General features: G+C 63.0%; 18 protein-coding genes. 8 read left to right on the top strand and 10 right to left on the bottom strand.

Annotation, left to right across the window (positions count from 1 at the left end; genetic code table 11):
• The first annotated feature begins 2 nt into the window (after positions 1 to 2).
• On the top strand, positions 3 to 1,436 hold the full coding sequence (locus tag K7B09_RS09715) for a pyridoxal phosphate-dependent decarboxylase family protein (protein WP_223629262.1): 1,434 nt from the start codon (positions 3 to 5) through the stop codon (positions 1,434 to 1,436).
• Here K7B09_RS09715 and K7B09_RS09710 read toward each other — a convergent pair.
• The 10 genes from K7B09_RS09710 to ffh form a co-directional block, all read right to left on the bottom strand.
• Complete coding sequence (locus tag K7B09_RS09710) at positions 1,433 to 2,071, bottom strand: glutathione S-transferase family protein (RefSeq protein WP_223629261.1); 639 nt, start codon at positions 2,069 to 2,071, stop codon at positions 1,433 to 1,435. The genes K7B09_RS09715 and K7B09_RS09710 overlap by 4 nt on opposite strands.
• A gap of 53 nt (positions 2,072 to 2,124) precedes the next feature.
• The gene (locus tag K7B09_RS09705) at positions 2,125 to 2,838 is read right to left on the bottom strand and encodes a helix-turn-helix transcriptional regulator (RefSeq protein ID WP_223629260.1); all 714 of its coding nucleotides are present in this window, start codon (positions 2,836 to 2,838) and stop codon (positions 2,125 to 2,127) included.
• A 43-nt stretch (positions 2,839 to 2,881) separates the two neighbouring features.
• Complete coding sequence (locus K7B09_RS09700; protein WP_223629259.1) at positions 2,882 to 3,286, bottom strand: RNA-binding S4 domain-containing protein; 405 nt, start codon at positions 3,284 to 3,286, stop codon at positions 2,882 to 2,884.
• A 73-nt stretch (positions 3,287 to 3,359) separates the two neighbouring features.
• Positions 3,360 to 3,767, bottom strand: coding sequence for a 50S ribosomal protein L19 (gene rplS, locus K7B09_RS09695; protein ID WP_223629258.1), 408 nt, complete (start codon positions 3,765 to 3,767; stop codon positions 3,360 to 3,362).
• Positions 3,768 to 3,963: 196 nt separating this feature from the next.
• Positions 3,964 to 4,746 (bottom strand): tRNA (guanosine(37)-N1)-methyltransferase TrmD, encoded by a 783-nt coding sequence (gene trmD, locus K7B09_RS09690; RefSeq protein ID WP_223629257.1) that lies wholly within the window; start codon positions 4,744 to 4,746, stop codon positions 3,964 to 3,966.
• Positions 4,747 to 4,751: 5 nt separating this feature from the next.
• Entirely contained in the window at positions 4,752 to 5,273 is a 522-nt protein-coding gene (gene rimM, locus K7B09_RS09685; protein ID WP_223629256.1) for a ribosome maturation factor RimM, read from the bottom strand.
• A 51-nt stretch (positions 5,274 to 5,324) separates the two neighbouring features.
• A complete protein-coding gene (gene rpsP, locus K7B09_RS09680; RefSeq protein ID WP_223629255.1) occupies positions 5,325 to 5,573 on the bottom strand; it encodes a 30S ribosomal protein S16 in 249 nt (82 codons plus the stop codon).
• 126 nt (positions 5,574 to 5,699) lie between these two features.
• A complete protein-coding gene (locus K7B09_RS09675; RefSeq protein WP_223629254.1) occupies positions 5,700 to 7,085 on the bottom strand; it encodes a GGDEF domain-containing protein in 1,386 nt (461 codons plus the stop codon).
• A 2-nt stretch (positions 7,086 to 7,087) separates the two neighbouring features.
• Positions 7,088 to 7,558 (bottom strand): carboxymuconolactone decarboxylase family protein, encoded by a 471-nt coding sequence (locus tag K7B09_RS09670; RefSeq protein ID WP_223629253.1) that lies wholly within the window; start codon positions 7,556 to 7,558, stop codon positions 7,088 to 7,090.
• A gap of 37 nt (positions 7,559 to 7,595) precedes the next feature.
• The gene (gene ffh, locus K7B09_RS09665) at positions 7,596 to 8,963 is read right to left on the bottom strand and encodes a signal recognition particle protein (protein WP_223629252.1); all 1,368 of its coding nucleotides are present in this window, start codon (positions 8,961 to 8,963) and stop codon (positions 7,596 to 7,598) included.
• Between the two features lie 108 nt (positions 8,964 to 9,071).
• Here ffh and modA point away from each other — a divergent pair, with 108 nt between their 5' ends.
• The 7 genes from modA to K7B09_RS09625 all read left to right on the top strand — a co-directional run bounded on the left by modA (position 9,072) and on the right by K7B09_RS09625 (position 15,671).
• Positions 9,072 to 9,965: a molybdate ABC transporter substrate-binding protein gene (gene modA / locus K7B09_RS09655; RefSeq protein ID WP_263296782.1), complete on the top strand. Its 894-nt coding sequence runs from the start codon at positions 9,072 to 9,074 to the stop codon at positions 9,963 to 9,965.
• A gap of 6 nt (positions 9,966 to 9,971) precedes the next feature.
• A complete protein-coding gene (modB, locus tag K7B09_RS09650; RefSeq protein WP_223629251.1) occupies positions 9,972 to 10,658 on the top strand; it encodes a molybdate ABC transporter permease subunit in 687 nt (228 codons plus the stop codon).
• On the top strand, positions 10,651 to 11,724 hold the full coding sequence (modC, locus tag K7B09_RS09645; protein ID WP_223629250.1) for a molybdenum ABC transporter ATP-binding protein: 1,074 nt from the start codon (positions 10,651 to 10,653) through the stop codon (positions 11,722 to 11,724). Before modB ends, modC begins: the two co-directional genes overlap by 8 nt.
• A gap of 86 nt (positions 11,725 to 11,810) precedes the next feature.
• Positions 11,811 to 12,863, top strand: a complete 1,053-nt coding sequence (locus tag K7B09_RS09640) for a tellurite resistance/C4-dicarboxylate transporter family protein (RefSeq protein ID WP_223629249.1) — start codon at positions 11,811 to 11,813, stop codon at positions 12,861 to 12,863.
• An 87-nt stretch (positions 12,864 to 12,950) separates the two neighbouring features.
• Positions 12,951 to 13,493 carry a molybdopterin-dependent oxidoreductase gene (locus K7B09_RS09635; protein WP_223629248.1) on the top strand — a complete coding sequence of 181 codons (543 nt, stop codon included), beginning with the start codon at positions 12,951 to 12,953 and terminating at the stop codon, positions 13,491 to 13,493.
• 208 nt (positions 13,494 to 13,701) lie between these two features.
• Entirely contained in the window at positions 13,702 to 13,914 is a 213-nt protein-coding gene (locus tag K7B09_RS09630) for a hypothetical protein (RefSeq protein ID WP_223629247.1), read from the top strand.
• A complete protein-coding gene (locus K7B09_RS09625) occupies positions 13,905 to 15,671 on the top strand; it encodes a TonB-dependent receptor plug domain-containing protein (RefSeq protein ID WP_317851753.1) in 1,767 nt (588 codons plus the stop codon). Before K7B09_RS09630 ends, K7B09_RS09625 begins: the two co-directional genes overlap by 10 nt.
• Positions 15,672 to 15,708 lie beyond the last annotated feature (37 nt).

The raw sequence follows: 15,708 nt of genomic DNA, 5'->3' as shown, positions 1-15,708 counted from the left end.
CCATGAACGATCCCGCCAATCTCGAATTCACGCCCGAAACCATGCGCGCCATGGGCCATGCGGTGGTCGAACGTGCAGTTGCACACATAGCAGGCTTGGGAAGCATGCCATCGAACGGGAATTTCGACGGCATTGAAGACTTGTGCCGATCGCTGGCCGAGCCGGAACCGCTGGACGGCACCACGCTGGACGCGCTGCTCGACCCGTTGTTCGAGCAGTGGATTCCTCGCTCATTCGGCACACCCGGCCCCGGCTATCTGGCCTACATTCCCGGCGGCGGCATCTATCCGGCAGCGCTCGCCGACTTTATCGCCGACACCGCCAACCGCTACACCGGTATCTGGCAGGCGGCCCCGGCGCTGGTGCAACTGGAGGCCAACGCGCTGGACTGGATGCGCGGGTGGATGCAGTTCCCGGCGACGGCGCGCGGCATATTCACCCCCGGCGGCTCGATGGCGATGTTCAACGCGATTGCCGCAGCGCGCGAGCAGCGCCTAGGCACCGACATCCGCGCTGGCACGCTGTACGTGTCCTCGCAATCGCATCATTCAATCACCAAAGCGGCGCGGCTGGCAGGTATCGCCCACGATCGCGTACGCACCATCGAAGTCGATGAAAACTTCCGGATGCGCGTGGACGCACTGCAGCTGGCCATCGGCGCCGACCGGTCGGCGGGGCTGAAACCCTTCATGGTGTTCTCCACCGCCGGCACCACCAACACCGGCGCGGTCGATCCGATCGACGCAGTGGCCGAACTGTGCACACGCGAAGCGCTGTGGCACCACGTCGATGGCGCCTACGGCGCGTTCTTCCACATGGTGCCGGAGCTGCGCCCGCTGCTGGCCGGGCTACCGCGTGCGGATTCGCTTACCCTCGACCCGCACAAGGGCCTGTTCCTGCCCTACGGCACCGGCGCGCTGCTGGTACGCGACGGCGAAGCACTACGCGCACTGCATGCCTCCGAGGCCGGCTATCTGCCGGACAACCAGAACGAGTTCTACGACCCGGCGCAGTACGGCCCCGACCTGTCGCGCGGTTTTCCCGGCCTGCGCATATGGCTGACACTGAAGCTGCTTGGCAGCGATCGCTACCGTGCCGCGCTATCGGAAAAGCGCGGCCTGGCATGCTGGGCCGCCGGCGAGGTCGCGAAGATCCCCGGCATCGTGATGGATGCGCCGCCGCAGCTGTCGCTATTTGCCTTCCATCTGGAACACGGATCGCTACCCACGCTGGAAGCGCAGAACGCCGCCACCCGCACGCTGATGCAACGGGTGACGGCACGCGGGCGCGTGATGCTCACCGGCGCGCAAGTGGGCGAACGCTTCCTCGGGCGGGTGTGCGTACTCAGCTTCCGCACCCGGCGTGCGCAGATGCAGGCATGTATCGAGGATATCGCTGCGGAAACTGCAGCAATTTTGTCGAAGCGGCAGGATTAATGCGCCGCGTTTACCGACGGCTCCGCTTTCGGCTTGAGCAAGCCTTCATCGTGCGCAGTCGCACGCTGACAGGCTGGTCGCTGCGAATGTGCCATTGCATAGTCCTGAAACACCGGCCTGGGCTCCAGCTCACCAATCTGGATGTAGTAGCCGATGAAGGCGGACAGGTAGAGGTCGGCCACGGTGAAGCGGTCGCCCACCAGAAAGCGCTTGCCCGCCACTGCGCCTTCCAGCGTGCGCAGCAGGTCAGCCTCGTTGCCGTAACCAGACTCCATCGACGGTGCGATGCTGCCGTGGCGGCGTGCGGTAATGAAGAACTCCAGCGGGCTGGCGAACAGCATCCAACGGTAGCAAGCGCCACGCTCTGGCGTGCCCGGCGGTGGCAGCAGGCCCAGCTCCGGCACCAGATCGGCCAGATGCAGACAGATGGCGGCGTTCTCGGTGATTGCCACGCCGTTGTGCAACAGCGCCGGCACCTTGCCCATCGGATTGATGGCAAGGAACTCGGGCGCCTTCATCGTGGTGCCGTACTCCAGCACAACCTCTTCGTAAGGCAGGCCGGTTTCTTCCAGCATCCAGCGGGTAATCCGGGCGCGCGACATCGGGTGGGTGTAGAAGCGCAATTGCGTGCTCATGAAGGCTCCTTGATCGGGTCGGGGTGAGCCCGCAGTGTGCGCCGGCCCTGCTGTCAATTTCTGTCAGCAGTGACGCGGTCACGCTGGCGCAGCTGCTCCTGCACGCGCCAGCGCCGCAGCAGACCATGCCGTGTCTCCGGGTAGCCGCGCCCGGCATCTTCCAGCCCCAGCACGCGATCAGCGCGAAAATGGCGAAACTCCCCGCGCAGTTCGCACCACGCGGCCAGCAAGCGGCGATCATCGAGGAAAGCCATCGCAAACGGCCAGATCGTACGCTGCGAGACCCGTTTGCCAGCATCGGCATAGGCCAGATGCAGGGCTCGCTGGCCACGGATGGCGCGGCGCAGCGTCGGCAACCAAGGCTCCGGGGCCGAAGGGCGCCAATCCGGCGCGAACAAGCCACCGGTTTCCACCTGCAAGCGCAGGCCCTCCGGCAGGATGCCAAGGATGCGGTCCATTGCGCCGCGTGCCGCCGTCGCCAGCTCCGGGTCGGCATGCGACGCCACCCAGCGCGTGCCCAGCACCATCGCCTCGAGTTCTTCTTCCGAAAACATCATCGGTGGCAGCAGAAAGCCGGGGCGCAATTGGTAGCCAATACCGGGGTCGCCGGCAATGTCCGCGCCCTGTCCGCGCAAGGTGTCGATGTCGCGATACAGGGTGCGCAGGCTGACGCCAAACGTCTCCGCCAGTTGCACACCCGATACCGGCTGCCGACGCTGGCGCAATGCATCCAGCAATTTCAACAAACGAGTGGCGCGTGTGGACATGGACGTGGCGGAAACGGCGGCAGTGGACAGGCGCTACCTTAGCCTACAGCGCGTCGATATCCCCCAGCGCCCGAATCAAGCGACGTGCGCGCTTGTCGGGCTTGGTCTCGGGTGGATGGTAGCCGGCACGCTCGGCGGCGCGCTGGGCGCGGGCGAGTTCACGCGCCGCACGTGAGGCTTCGGATTCGCGATACAGCGTCTGCGCAATAGCCGCCGGGCCACGTACCACCGACAACATGAGCACGTCGAGTTCGAAAACCTCTTCCATGCGTTGCACGCGCAGCGCATCCCCCACCCGCACGCCACGCGCAGGTTTGGCGCGCTGCCCTCCCACCTCCACCTTGCCGGTTTCAATCGCGTGCTTGGCCAATGCGCGGGTCTTGAAAAAACGCGCGGCCCAGAGCCACAAATCAAGACGAACGCTACCGCTGTCATCCACCAATGTCATCTGCAAATTCCCGGAGATTCCAACGCAAACGGCCACCCGAAGGTGGCCGCTGTGCATCACGCGAAGCGCTGGATTACTCGACAGCCGCGGCAGCCGCCTTGGCGCGCGCCTTGGCATTGCCAGCCAAGTCTTCCTTGATGCGGGCCTTCTTGCCTTCCAAACCACGCAAGTAGTACAGCTTACTGGCGCGCACCGCGCCACGACGCTTGACTTCCACCGAGTCGATGGTGGCACTGTGGGTCTGGAATACGCGCTCGACGCCAAAGCCATGCGAGATCTTGCGCACGGTGAACGCGGAGTTCAGGCCAGCGTTCTTCTTGCCGATCACCACGCCTTCGTAAGCCTGCACCCGCTCACGGTTGCCTTCTTTCACTTTCACGTTGACCACCACGGTGTCACCGGGGCCGAAATCGGGCATCTTGCGGGTCGCTTGGGCGGATTCGAAATCTTGCAGCAGGGTATGGATCGAGGGCTTGTTCATGGGATCAACCTATTGATGTGTATTGCGTGCTTGTGCACGCGCCTGTTGGAGTCGTTGTTGCGCGAGTGCACGTGGACCCGCGTCATGGCACTGATAAAGCAGACATCGGTACAACACGGGCGATTGGCCCAGCCGCGTATTATAGCTGGGTTTTCCGTTTTGCGGCAAATACTTGGCGCACTATTGCAGGTTGGCCTTAAACCGTGTCTGGGCCGTCGTCGTCCGGCTCATCCACCGCCTGCAACCATCGGCTGCGAAAGTCGTCCAGCAAGGCGCGATCGCCTTTGGACAGTTCCGCTTCGTTCAACAACTCCGGCCGGCGAAGCCAGGTGCGGCCGAGCGATTGTTGCCTTCGCCAATAGGCAATGGCCGCGTGATTTCCCGATAACAACACCTCGGGCACGCTGCCTAGCGCGTGTTCCACCGGCCGCGTGTAATGTGGGCAGTCCAGCAGGCCATCGCCTTCAAAGCTGTCTTGCACGGCCGATTCGGCATCGTTCAGCGCGCCTTCCTGCAGGCGCGCCACCGCATCAATCAGCACCGCCGCCGCCAACTCGCCGCCGGACAGCACGTAATCGCCAATCGAAATTTCTTCATCCACTTCGGCTTGCAACAGGCGTTCATCCACGCCCTCGTAGCGCCCGCACAGCAGTGCAATGCGCGGCATGAACGCCAATTGCCGCACCTTGGCTTGGGTCAACGGCCGGCCCTGCGGGCTGAGGTAAATCACACGCACTGGCGCGGGATCGGCAGCGCGCATCGCCGCCAACGCGGCGCGCAAAGGTTCGATCAACATCACCATGCCGGGGCCGCCACCAAACGGGCGGTCGTCCACGCGGCGGTAGTTGCCTTCGGCGTAATCGCGTGGATTCCAGCCATGCACCGACAACAACCCGCGCTCACCCGCACGCCCCACTACGCCGTGCGCGCTGATTTGTTCGACGAATTCGGGAAACAGGCTGAGGATGTCGAAGCGCATGACGCTCAAAAATCCGCGTCCCAATCCACCGTGACAACGCCGGCATCGAAATCCACCGAGACGATGTACGTAGGCAGCACAAACGGAATCATGCGCTCGCGCTCGCCCTGCGCCACCAGCACATCGTTGGCACCATTATTGAAGATATGCGACACGCGGCCAAAGTCTGCGCCATCGGCATTGACCACGCGCAGCCCCTCCAAATCGACCCAGTAATACTCGCCGGGCGGCGGCGGTGGCAATGCCGAACGGGGCACCCAGACATCGACGCCACGCAGCGCATCGGCGGCGTCGCGATCATCGACCCCCGGCAAGGTTGCCACCAGTCCTTTGCCGCCTTCGCGCACTTTCACGCCTTCGCATACCTGCTGGTTACCGCGCGCATCACGCAGCGTCCACGGCTGATAGCGGGCAATGGCTTTTTCGGGTTCGGTGAAGCTTTCCAGCTTGACCTCGCCACGCACGCCAAACGCACCATGCAGGCGACCCACGGCAATCATCCGCTGGGAGCTGTCCGGTGCGTTCATGGAGGACTCTCGCTGTCACAGCGCCTGCGAACAGGCGCCATGTAAGGTGAATCAGGCAGCCTTGACGGCGGTCTTGTACAAATCAGCCACCTTGTCGGTCAGCTGCGCGCCGTTGTCCAGCCAATGCTTGACGCGATCGAGGTTGAGCTCAACGCGCTTTTCCGCACCCTGCGCCACCGGGTTGTAGAAACCCACGCGCTCGATGTTGCGGCCATCACGGGCGCTGCGGCCATCGGTGACGATGATGTGGTAGAAAGGACGCTTCTTGGCGCCGCCACGGGTAAGGCGAATCTTGACCATTGCAGTTTCTCGGTGTTGCCCAGCGGCCGGGATGGCCGGGTAAGCCGACAAGTTTAGCGTTTTTTCAAGGCGCAGCCAAGCACTTGAGCATCATGATCTTCCAAGGCGCGGGGCACACGCTGGCCGTCAGGCATGCCCCAGGGGCGGCGCTTTCGCCTCCGCCGGCGCATCAGCCGCCATCGTGAGACGGTCGCGCCCTTCCTGCTTGCTACGATAGAGCGCCGCATCGGCCCGGGAGATCAGCCCGGCGGGCGCCTCGCCCGATACCGCAAGCGCTGCACCGATGCTCACCCTCACCGGTCGGTTGGGCCACTGCCTGGCATGGAACGCGGCCAGGATGCGCCGCCCCACTTGCGCCACGCGCTCTGCGTCGCTCCGCACCAGGACAACCGCGAATTCCTCGCCACCATAGCGTGCAGCCAGATCGCCCGGACGCAGCTCCGCATGCAGCAGGCGCCCGGCCTCCCGCAATGCATCGTCCCCTGCCTGATGGCCAAAATCATCGTTGAAGCTTTTGAAGTGGTCGAGATCAAGGATCAGCAGCGCGACATCCTCATTCTCCCGAAGCGCCTGCGCCAATCCCGCGTCGAACGCGCGCCGGTTGGCCAGCCCGGTCAGCCCGTCGGTGTTGGCATCGGTGCGCAACGCAAGCACGGTACGCCGCTGGCGCTCGCTGCGATCCAGCAGATAAGCCACCCACAGGATTGCGGCGGCGACCACGCCACCGGTCACCACCGCAGCCAGCGAAAGCGCCTGCGCTTCGGACACACCCAGCCACGCCTGTACCATCTCGAACAGGAAGGTCAGCAGGCTTGGCAGCAGCAACGCAGGCAGGATCAGCCGACGTGCGAATGCACCGCCCGGGCTGTCGGCCACCACGATACGCGTCAAGCCGGTGGATGGCACCGATGCCATCCACGCTAGCGTCAGCAACAGCAACAGCGACGCCGTCACGATCGGCATCCTGAGCGGCAGGTTGAATGCTGTCCCTGCCAGCACAAGCCCGAACGCGGCAATCGACGCCATGGTGATGGCGATGACCGCAAGCGCGCAGGCCTCACGCAGCCAAATCACCTGCCTTGACGCGACCGCCATCCCCACCAGCCCCAGCAGCGTGAATGCCACTGCCGTCAGTTCCAGCATTTTCCCGGGCGGCCTGTTCGGCCAGTGTGGAAGCAGCCCCCCCAGATCAGGCAGACAAATCACCTTGGCACCCGATGCAAATTCCAGCAGCTCGCACCCCGCAAGCAGGGTCAGCAGCAAGGACAGCAGGAAGCTGCTCCATGGCCATCTGTGCGACAACAGCAATGCGCCACCGGCAAGCACGCCAGCCAAGGCCGCGCCGGCACGCATGCTGGTAGCCGGGAGCGCAAACATCTGCAAGGGCGCCACAGCACTCACCCACGCCAGCAGCACGATCAGCGATACCGCTACCAGCAACCAACCCACGATACGCGAGTACACAATGAATCCGCGCACCACCTCGGTATTGACGCGAATGTCATTGCTCATGCTCAACCCGTTATCGAGTGCGGGCTGACGTAATCGCCAACCGGGGTGCGAAATGCAACATTCAGCCGATTCCAGCCATTGATGGCGATGATGGCCAGGGTCAGGTCCACCAGCGATTTTTCATCGAAATGACGGCGCGCCGCACCATAGACGTCATCGTCCACGCCATGCGGACCGGCTATCGCGGTAACCGCTTCGGTCCAGGCCAGCGCCGCGCGCTCGCGCTCGGTATAGCAGGGCGCATCGCGCCAGACCGGCAGCAGGTACACGCGCTGCTCGGTTTCACCCTGCGCCCGCGCATCCTTGCTGTGCATGTCCAGGCACCAGGCGCAGCCATTGAGCTGCGAGGCGCGGGATTTGACCAATTCGAGCAGCGACGCTTCCAGGCCGCTTAGATGGACCTGCCTCTCCAGCTGCAGCATGGCTTTGAAAGCCTCTGGCGAGGCATGCTGATAATCAAGACGCTGCTGCATCGAACACCTTCCGACGTTGATGCAACATTACGCCAAATCAGCGCATCGGCATACCGCCACGCCCACCCATCATGCCGGACAGGCCACGCATCATGCCCTTCATGCCGCCACGGCCCAGCTTGCCCATCATTTTCTCCATCTGCTGGTATTGCTTGAGCACTTTGTTGACGTCGGCCGGGGTGAGGCCGCTGCCGCGTGCCACCCGCGCGCGCCGCGAGCCGTTGAGTAGATCCGGGTTGCGGCGTTCTTTTTTGGTCATCGAATTGATGATGGCGATCATGCGCGGCACTTCCTTGCCGGTCACTTGCTGCTTGACCGACTCCGGCACCTGACCCATGCCCGGCAGTTTGTCCATCAAGCCAGACAAGCCACCCATGTTCTGCATTTGTTCAAGCTGGTCGCGCATGTCGTTGAGGTCAAACTTTTTGCCCTTGGCCACTTTCTCGGCCAGTTTTTTGGCTTTGTCTTGATCGACCTGCGATTCCACCTGTTCGACCAGCGACAGCACGTCGCCCATGTCGAGGATGCGGCCGGCGGCGCGCTCGGGATGGAACACGTCCAGGCCGTCGGGCTTCTCGCCCACGCCGACAAATTTGATCGGCTTGCCGGTGATGTAGCGCACCGAGAGTGCCGCGCCGCCGCGTGCATCGCCATCGGTCTTGGTCAGCACTACGCCGGTCAGCGGCAGTGCTTCACCAAAATGCTTGGCCGTCACAGCCGCATCTTGGCCGGTCATCGAATCGACCACGAACAAGGTTTCGACCGGGTTCACTGCGGCGTGCAGGGCTTTGATCTCGGCCATCATCGCAGCGTCAATGCTGGTGCGACCGGCGGTATCCACAATCAGTACATCGGCAAACGTCTTGCGCGCCTCATCTATCGCGGCTTTGACGATGGCCTCGGGCTTTTGCGAGGCATCGGAGGGGAAGAAAATCGCCCCCACCTGACCGGCCAGCGTCTGCAATTGCTCGATCGCGGCCGGACGGTAGACGTCGGCGGACACCACCATCACTTTCTTCTTGCGTTTTTCCTTCAGGTGCTTGGCCAGCTTGGCCACCGTGGTGGTCTTGCCCGCACCTTGCAAGCCGGCCATCAAAATCACCGCAGGGGCCGGCACATTGAGGTTCAGGTCGGATGCCTGCGCGCCCATCACCATGGCCAATTCGTCGCGCACGATCTTGACCAGCACCTGGCCCGGCGACAGCGAGCGCAGCACTTCCTGCCCCACCGCACGCACCTTGATGCGCTGGATCAAGGCTTGCACCACCGGCAGTGCCACATCGGCTTCCAGCAAGGCGATGCGCACCTCGCGCACGGCCTCGCTGATATTGGATTCGCTCAGGCGGCCACGGCCACGCAGGCGTTCAATCGTGCCGGACAGGCGCTGGGTCAGGGATTCAAACACGCGGGCGCACCAAAAATTGACGAATCGGGGATTATAGCCGGGCCTCACCAGTACCGGCATCGAAGCAACCGGATAGACTTCACGCAACGTCGCAACCGGATGCTGAACATGAAGCGTGGATGGATTCTGGGATGGTTGATTTCGGCAGCCTTGGCGCTGCCGTGCACAACGCTGGCTGCCGTCCCACAGGCCAGCCCGCCAGCCAAGCCACAAGCGGCGCCCGCCGCCAAGCCGATGGTGGCAAGGCCTGCTACGACTGCGCCAACGACCGCTGCCGTGCCGCTCACCAGCAAGCCCAAACTGCCACCGCCGCCGCCCATCGCACGCTTGGCGGTGGCCGCCAATTTTGCCGATGCCGCGCGCCAACTGGGCCGTGCGTATTCCAAGCAGACAGGGCATCGCATCGAAGTCAGCGCCGCCTCCACCGGCAAGCTGTACGCACAGATTCACAACGGCGCACCGTTCGACGTATTGCTGTCGGCCGATGCCGCCACACCACGACGCTTGGCCGATGAAGGCATGGCCGATGGCAACACCGTGTACGACTACGCCATCGGTCGGCTGGTGCTGTGGAGCCGTGATCGCGACGCCGTGACCGATGGCGAGGCATTGCTGCGCAAAGGTCATATCGAACGTTTGGCCATCGCCAACCCAGCGTTGGCACCCTATGGCGAAGCCGCCCGCGAAAGCCTGAACTACGTACGCCGCTGGGTGGAACTGGAGCCCAAGCTGGTATTGGGTGAAAACGTGGGCCAGGCGACCCAGTTTGTGATCAGCGGTGCTGCACCACTGGGCCTGTTGCCGCGCTCGCTGGTTTTGCAGGCAGGCAAGCAGGGCAAGCCCGGTTCGGGCTGGGATGTGCCAGCCAGCTGGCATTCGCCCATCGTGCAAAGCGCAGTGTTGCTCCAGCATGGCTACAAAAATCCAGCGGCACGCGGCTTTATGAAATACCTGCAAAGCCCGGCCGCGCAAAAACAAATCCACGCGCTGGGTTACGACTGATCACCCATGCAAGTCGACACCCCCGCCTGGATCGCCGCGCTCTGGGTGACCCTGAAACTGGCGGGATTCACCACGCTGATTCTGCTGATCGTGGGCATGCCGCTGGCGTGGTGGCTGGCGCGTAGTCGCTCATTCTGGCGTGCGCCGGTGGGCGCGGTGGTGGCATTGCCGATGGTGCTGCCACCGACCGTGCTGGGGTTTTATCTGTTGATCGGGCTGGCACCTGCCGGCCCGATTGGGCAGCTGACCCAATCACTGGGACTGGGCAGTCTGGCATTCACCTTCAGCGGCCTGCTGCTGGCCTCGGTGCTGTATTCGATGCCATTTGTGGTGCATCCACTGCAAGCCGGTTTTGCCGCAATTGCAACGGATACCCTGGACGCTGCCGCCAGTTTGCGCGCCGGCCCGCTGGATCGGTTTTGCAGCGTCGTATTGCCACTGTCGCGGCCCTCGCTGCTCACCGCCAGCCTGCTCGGCTTTGCGCATACGGTGGGCGAATTTGGCGTGGTGTTGATGGTAGGCGGCAATATCGAAGGCCAGACCCGCGTGCTCTCGGTATTGCTGTATGACCAAGTGGAAGCAATGGCGTATGCCGACGCGCATGTGCTGGCAGCCTGCTTGTTGGCCTTTTCGTTTGCGCTGCTGCTGGTGATGCAGTGGTTGGGCCGACGCACGGCGGTGTTGCATGGCTGAACTTGCAAACACGCTGGAAATTTCCCTGCGGCTGGCACGCAGCGCGTTCCAACTGCACGCCGACCTGCGCCTGCCCGTGCAAGGCACCACAGTGGTGTTTGGCCCCTCCGGTTGCGGCAAAAGCACCTTGCTGCGAGCCATCGCCGGGTTGGAGCCGGCGGCCAGTGGGGGGGTGCAAATTGCTGGCGAACTCTGGCAGGCTCCGCAATTTCGCTTGCCCGCGCACCGCCGCGCAGTGGGCATGGTGTTCCAGCACAGCGCCCTGCTTCCTCACCTCAACGTGGAAGGCAATTTGCGCTATGGCTGGAAGCGCGCGGGTGCCAGCACCGCGCTGCTTGCGCAATGGATCGAGCGCCTGCAACTCACACCGCTACTGGCACGTCGCCCACATTCGCTCTCGGGCGGTGAACGGCAGCGCGTGGCGCTGGCGCGTGCGCTGGTCACGGCGCCCAAAGTCTTGTTGCTGGATGAGCCGTTGAGCGCGCTGGATGCGCAGCGCCGCAGCGAGATCCTGCCGTTTCTGGAAACCGTGCGCCGCGATGCCGGCATCCCCATCTTGTATGTCACCCATGCGGTGGAAGAAGTGGCGCGGCTGGCCGATTATTTGGTGTTGATGGAAGCCGGCCACATCACCAGCGCCGGCCCTGCACTGGAGCTGCTCAATCGCAATGACTTGCCGCTGGCGCTGCGTGACGATGCCGGCGTGGTGCTGGACGCACAGGTCATCGACCGTGATGCTCACGGCCTGCTGGCCCTGCACACCCGCGCCGGCACGCTATACGCACACGGCCCCGCGCATCCACCCGGCACACCCCTGCGGATACGCATCCAAGCCCGCGATGTGAGCCTGGCGCTGCACCATCACGATGATTCCAGCCTGCTGAACCTGTTGCCCGCCACTTTGGAAACCTTGGATGCACTGCCCGGCGGACAAGTACAGGTGCGCTTGCTGGCCAACGGCACGCCGCTGCTGGCGCGGATTTCGCATCGCTCCCTGGAACGCCTTCAATTGCAACCCGGCATGGCGCTGTGGGTGCAAATCAAGGCAGTGGCCCTGCTGGTGTAATGGCTCGCAGTTGATTTCGATCAAGTGCATGCAAGCCTGCGCTGATTAGTCTCGGATGCGGTTTGTTTGAAAAAGGAAGTGCGCCGATGCCACGCCTGCTGCGCCACGTCCGCACCTCTACCGAAACCCTCTCGCCCGGCTATTTCAGCATGGTGATGGCCACCGGCATCCTGTCACTTGCAGCACATCTGATGGGCCTGCCGCACCTTGCCATCGGTCTGTTCTGGCTGAATTGGTGCTTGTTCGTGGTCATCGGTGTGCTGGCGTTGATGCACCTGTACTGGCACCCCAAGCGCGTGCGCGATGATCTATTCAACCATCTCAACGCACCGGGGTTTTTCACCTTCGTCGCGGCCTGTTCGATCCTTGCCAGCCAAAGCCTGCTGATTGGCGGCAATCTGCCACTGGCCGCGCTGCTGGGGGGTATTGGCCTGCTGGCTTGGGTGCTGTTCACCTACACCATCTTTACCGTGCTCACGGTCAAGCAAGACAAGCCTGAGCTTGCGCGTGGCATCAATGGTGGCTGGCTGCTGGCGGTGGTGGCCACCCAATCGATGGCGGTAATTGCGGCGCTGATTTCACAACACGTGGATCAACCGCTGCGGATGGAGCTCAATTTCTTCGCACTGTCGATGTGGCTGTGGGGCGGCATGCTGTACATCTGGATGATGTCGCTGATCTTCTATCGCTACACGTTTTTTGCGTTTTCTCCCGCCGATTTGTCACCACCGTACTGGATCAACATGGGCGCGATGGCCATTTCCACACTGGCCGGCTCACTGCTGATTCTCAACACCCCGCACGCGCCATTCCTGAACTCGATGCTGCCGTTCCTGAAAGGCTTCACCGTATTCTATTGGGCCACCGGCACCTGGTGGATTCCAATGCTGATTGTCCTGGCGATTTGGCGGCACGGTGTACGCCACTTCCCATTCACCTACGACCCGATGTACTGGGGCGCGGTGTTCCCGCTGGGCATGTACGCAGTCAGTACCTTGCGCATGATGGAAGCCATGGAACTGCATTTCCTTGGCCTGCTGCCGCACGTGATCTTCGGCATCGGCCTGTGCGCATGGGCATTGCTGTTTACCGGGCAGTTGCGGGCACTGCATCGGCAGTGGCGCGACACGCCAGCGTAAAGAGTTGACTCAAATCAAACCCGCCCGGGCATGGGTTAGTTATGCTGCCAATCGCTATATACATATCCACATATCGAAGGTATTGCCATGAAGCTTCGCCCCCTCGTACTCGCTGCACTGCTACTGACCACCCCTGCCCTGCACGTTGCCTATGCCGACAACCCCGTCCCCATGGCCAACGTCAAGCCCAGTATCGATGTGCGTATCAGTGGTGCGGTCAAAGCCCCGCAATCGTTTGATGTGGCGGCACTCAAAAAACTCACTGCGCGCAACAGCGGCCCAATGGATGTGATCTGCGCGTCTGGAGCCACTGTCGGCAAGGTCAATAATTTTCGCGGTGCGCGGCTGACCGACGTATTGGACGCCGTAGGTCTGAATCTGGATGGCCACAAGGATGGCCGCCGCATGGTGGTGGTGGCACGCGCTACCGATGGCTACGTGGTCACCTTCTCCTGGAACGAGCTCTACAACACCGCGATTGGCAAGGACGTGCTGGTGGCATGGGAAAAAGATGGCAAACCGCTGGGTGTGCGTGAAGGCCAGCTGTTGTTGATCTCCGGGCAAGACACCAAAACCGGCCCGCGCCATGTGCGCAACCTCATCTCGATTGAAGTGTTGCGGATGAAATAAACCTATGTGGCACACGGACGTGCCGCACTTTTCCCGGTTAGGTATTCACACATCGCTGTGCGCTAAGTGCAGCGGCAAGTCTATTGCACCCCCAATTCCGCACCTGACCGGCGCATCAGCACCTTTCCCTAATAAAAATTCATTCCCTATGAAAATGACATTCTCCAGCCCAGGCCCCCTGCACCGTCGTCCACTTACAGCTACCGTATTGCTTGCTCTTGCCTGCTGCACCAGTGCACATGCCGAGGATGGCATCGCCCAAAAAGGCAACACATTCGAGCTTGGCACGGTGGTGGTACAAGGTAAAAAGTCTGACCAGCCACCAGCGGGCGAATCCGCCATCACCCGCGAGCAACTCGACCAGCTCAACCGTGAAACCGTGGGCGAGGCGCCATTGCCACTGCCCCCGGCGTGGCGCTGACGCATAACAGCCGCAACGAGGCGATGGTGTACGTGCGCGGCTTTGACCCGCGCCAAGTGCCGGTATTTCTGGATGGCATCCCGCAATACGTCCCCTACGATGGCTATATCGACTTCGACCGCTTCACCACCTTCGGCCTTGGCGAAATCCACGTCGCCAAGGGCGCGGCTTCGCTGCTGTACGGCCCCAACACCTTGGGTGGTGCGATCAATCTGGTCTCGCGCAAACCCACCCAACCGCTGGAAGGCGACGTGCGCCTTGGTGCGGGCAGTCGCGGCGAGCGCAAGGCGGCGGCCAATCTCGGCATGCGCCGGGGCGACTGGTATCTGCAAGCGGGCTGGTCGTGGCTGGACGCCGACAGCTTCCCGCTGCCGGACGGTTTCAAGGACTACAAGGCCAAGCCCACCGATACCGGCGACGAACGCGAAAACGCCTATCGCAGCGACCGCCGCGCCTCGATCAAACTCGGCTATGCGCCCGGCGAGCGCAGCGAGTTCGCCATCGGCTACGTGAAGCAGGACGGCGAGAAGGGCAACCCGGTCTATACCGGCCGCGCCAGCGGCGGCATCCGCTATTGGCGCTGGCCGTGGTGGGACAAGGAAAGCCTGTACTTCATCGGCAACATTGGCCTTGGCGAGAGCAGCGGCCTGAAGCTGCGCGCCTATGAAGACCACTATGGCAACGGGCTGGAAGCCTATGCCGACGGCACTTACGCCACCCAGTTGCTCAATACCAGCTTCCCCAGCGTCTATTCGGACAAGACGCGCGGCGTCAGCGTCGAACTGTCCACGCAGGCGATCGCCAATCACGATCTGCATCTGGCGCTGCACTACAAGGACGACCGCCACCAGGACACCAATCCGAAATCGCCGACCAAGGACTACCGCGACGTCACCACTTCGCTGGCGCTGGAGGACACCATCACGCTGGGCGGCGACTACACCCTGCGGCTGGGCGCGAGCCACGAGCAACGCGACGCGAAAGAGGTCTATTACTGGCCGACCGGCAAGACCAGCGCCAACAACGCGCTGATCGAACTGCAGCGCGATTTCGGCGAACACGGCCAGTTGTTCGCCAGCGTCTCGCACAAAACCCGCTTCCCCACCATCAAGGATCGCTACTCCGCGCGCATGGGCGCGGCCCTGCCCAATCCCGACCTGAAACCGGAAACCGCGCGTCACTTCGAGCTGGGCTGGCGCGGGCAACCGTGGAGCGACGCGCAGGTGGAAGCATCGCTGTTCCAGAGCCGCATCGACGATCTGATCCAGGACGCCATCGTCGCCTCCAACCAGTGCGGCAGCACCGTCTGCAACCAGGCGCAGAACATCGGCAAGGCGCGCAACCGCGGCGTTGAACTGTCGCTGCAACAGCGCTTCGCCGAACGCGGCGAAGTCGGCGCGGCCTATACGTGGCTGGATCGCGACAATCTCGGCAATCCCGCCGTGCTGCTGACCAACAGCCCGCGCCAGCGCCTGTTCGCGCATGCGCAGTGGACGTTCTCGCCGCAGTGGAAGGCGCTGGCGACGGCCGAAGCGGAACAGGGCCGCATCGTCACCTACGCAGGCCCCGGCAACCAGGGCGGCTTCCTGCGCCTGGACGGCTACGCCAGCTTCGGCGCGAAGCTGGTGTGGTCGCCGCTGGACGGCCTCGACATCGAAGCCGGCGGGCGCAATCTCGGCGACAAGTGGTACGAACTGGCCGAGGGCTATCCGATGCCGGGGCGCACCTGGTTCGCCAACGTCAGCTACCGGTTCTGATGCCGCATCGCTCCCACCGGACACGTGCCGGCGGGAG

The sequence above is a fragment of the Thermomonas beijingensis genome (assembly GCF_020034655.1).
GTDB lineage: Bacteria > Pseudomonadota > Gammaproteobacteria > Xanthomonadales > Xanthomonadaceae > Thermomonas > Thermomonas beijingensis.
Note: the sequence above shows the minus strand (reverse complement) of the source record. Positions and strands in the feature narration are given on the sequence as shown.

Bases quoted from the DNA above. Each gene is read 5' to 3' on its own strand.
- K7B09_RS09715 (WP_223629262.1), top strand. From the start codon at position 3: ATGAACGATCCCGCCAATCTCGAATTCACGCCCGAAACCATGCGCGCC.
- K7B09_RS09710 (WP_223629261.1), bottom strand. From the start codon at position 2,071: ATGAGCACGCAATTGCGCTTCTACACCCACCCGATGTCGCGCGCCCGG.
- K7B09_RS09705 (WP_223629260.1), bottom strand. From the start codon at position 2,838: ATGTCCACACGCGCCACTCGTTTGTTGAAATTGCTGGATGCATTGCGC.
- K7B09_RS09700 (WP_223629259.1), bottom strand. From the start codon at position 3,286: ATGACATTGGTGGATGACAGCGGTAGCGTTCGTCTTGATTTGTGGCTC.
- rplS (WP_223629258.1), bottom strand. From the start codon at position 3,767: ATGAACAAGCCCTCGATCCATACCCTGCTGCAAGATTTCGAATCCGCC.
- trmD (WP_223629257.1), bottom strand. From the start codon at position 4,746: ATGCGCTTCGACATCCTCAGCCTGTTTCCCGAATTCGTCGAACAAATC.
- rimM (WP_223629256.1), bottom strand. From the start codon at position 5,273: ATGAACGCACCGGACAGCTCCCAGCGGATGATTGCCGTGGGTCGCCTG.
- rpsP (WP_223629255.1), bottom strand. From the start codon at position 5,573: ATGGTCAAGATTCGCCTTACCCGTGGCGGCGCCAAGAAGCGTCCTTTC.
- K7B09_RS09675 (WP_223629254.1), bottom strand. From the start codon at position 7,085: ATGAGCAATGACATTCGCGTCAATACCGAGGTGGTGCGCGGATTCATT.
- K7B09_RS09670 (WP_223629253.1), bottom strand. From the start codon at position 7,558: ATGCAGCAGCGTCTTGATTATCAGCATGCCTCGCCAGAGGCTTTCAAA.
- modA (WP_263296782.1), top strand. From the start codon at position 9,072: ATGAAGCGTGGATGGATTCTGGGATGGTTGATTTCGGCAGCCTTGGCG.
- modB (WP_223629251.1), top strand. From the start codon at position 9,972: ATGCAAGTCGACACCCCCGCCTGGATCGCCGCGCTCTGGGTGACCCTG.
- modC (WP_223629250.1), top strand. From the start codon at position 10,651: ATGGCTGAACTTGCAAACACGCTGGAAATTTCCCTGCGGCTGGCACGC.
- K7B09_RS09640 (WP_223629249.1), top strand. From the start codon at position 11,811: ATGCCACGCCTGCTGCGCCACGTCCGCACCTCTACCGAAACCCTCTCG.
- K7B09_RS09635 (WP_223629248.1), top strand. From the start codon at position 12,951: ATGAAGCTTCGCCCCCTCGTACTCGCTGCACTGCTACTGACCACCCCT.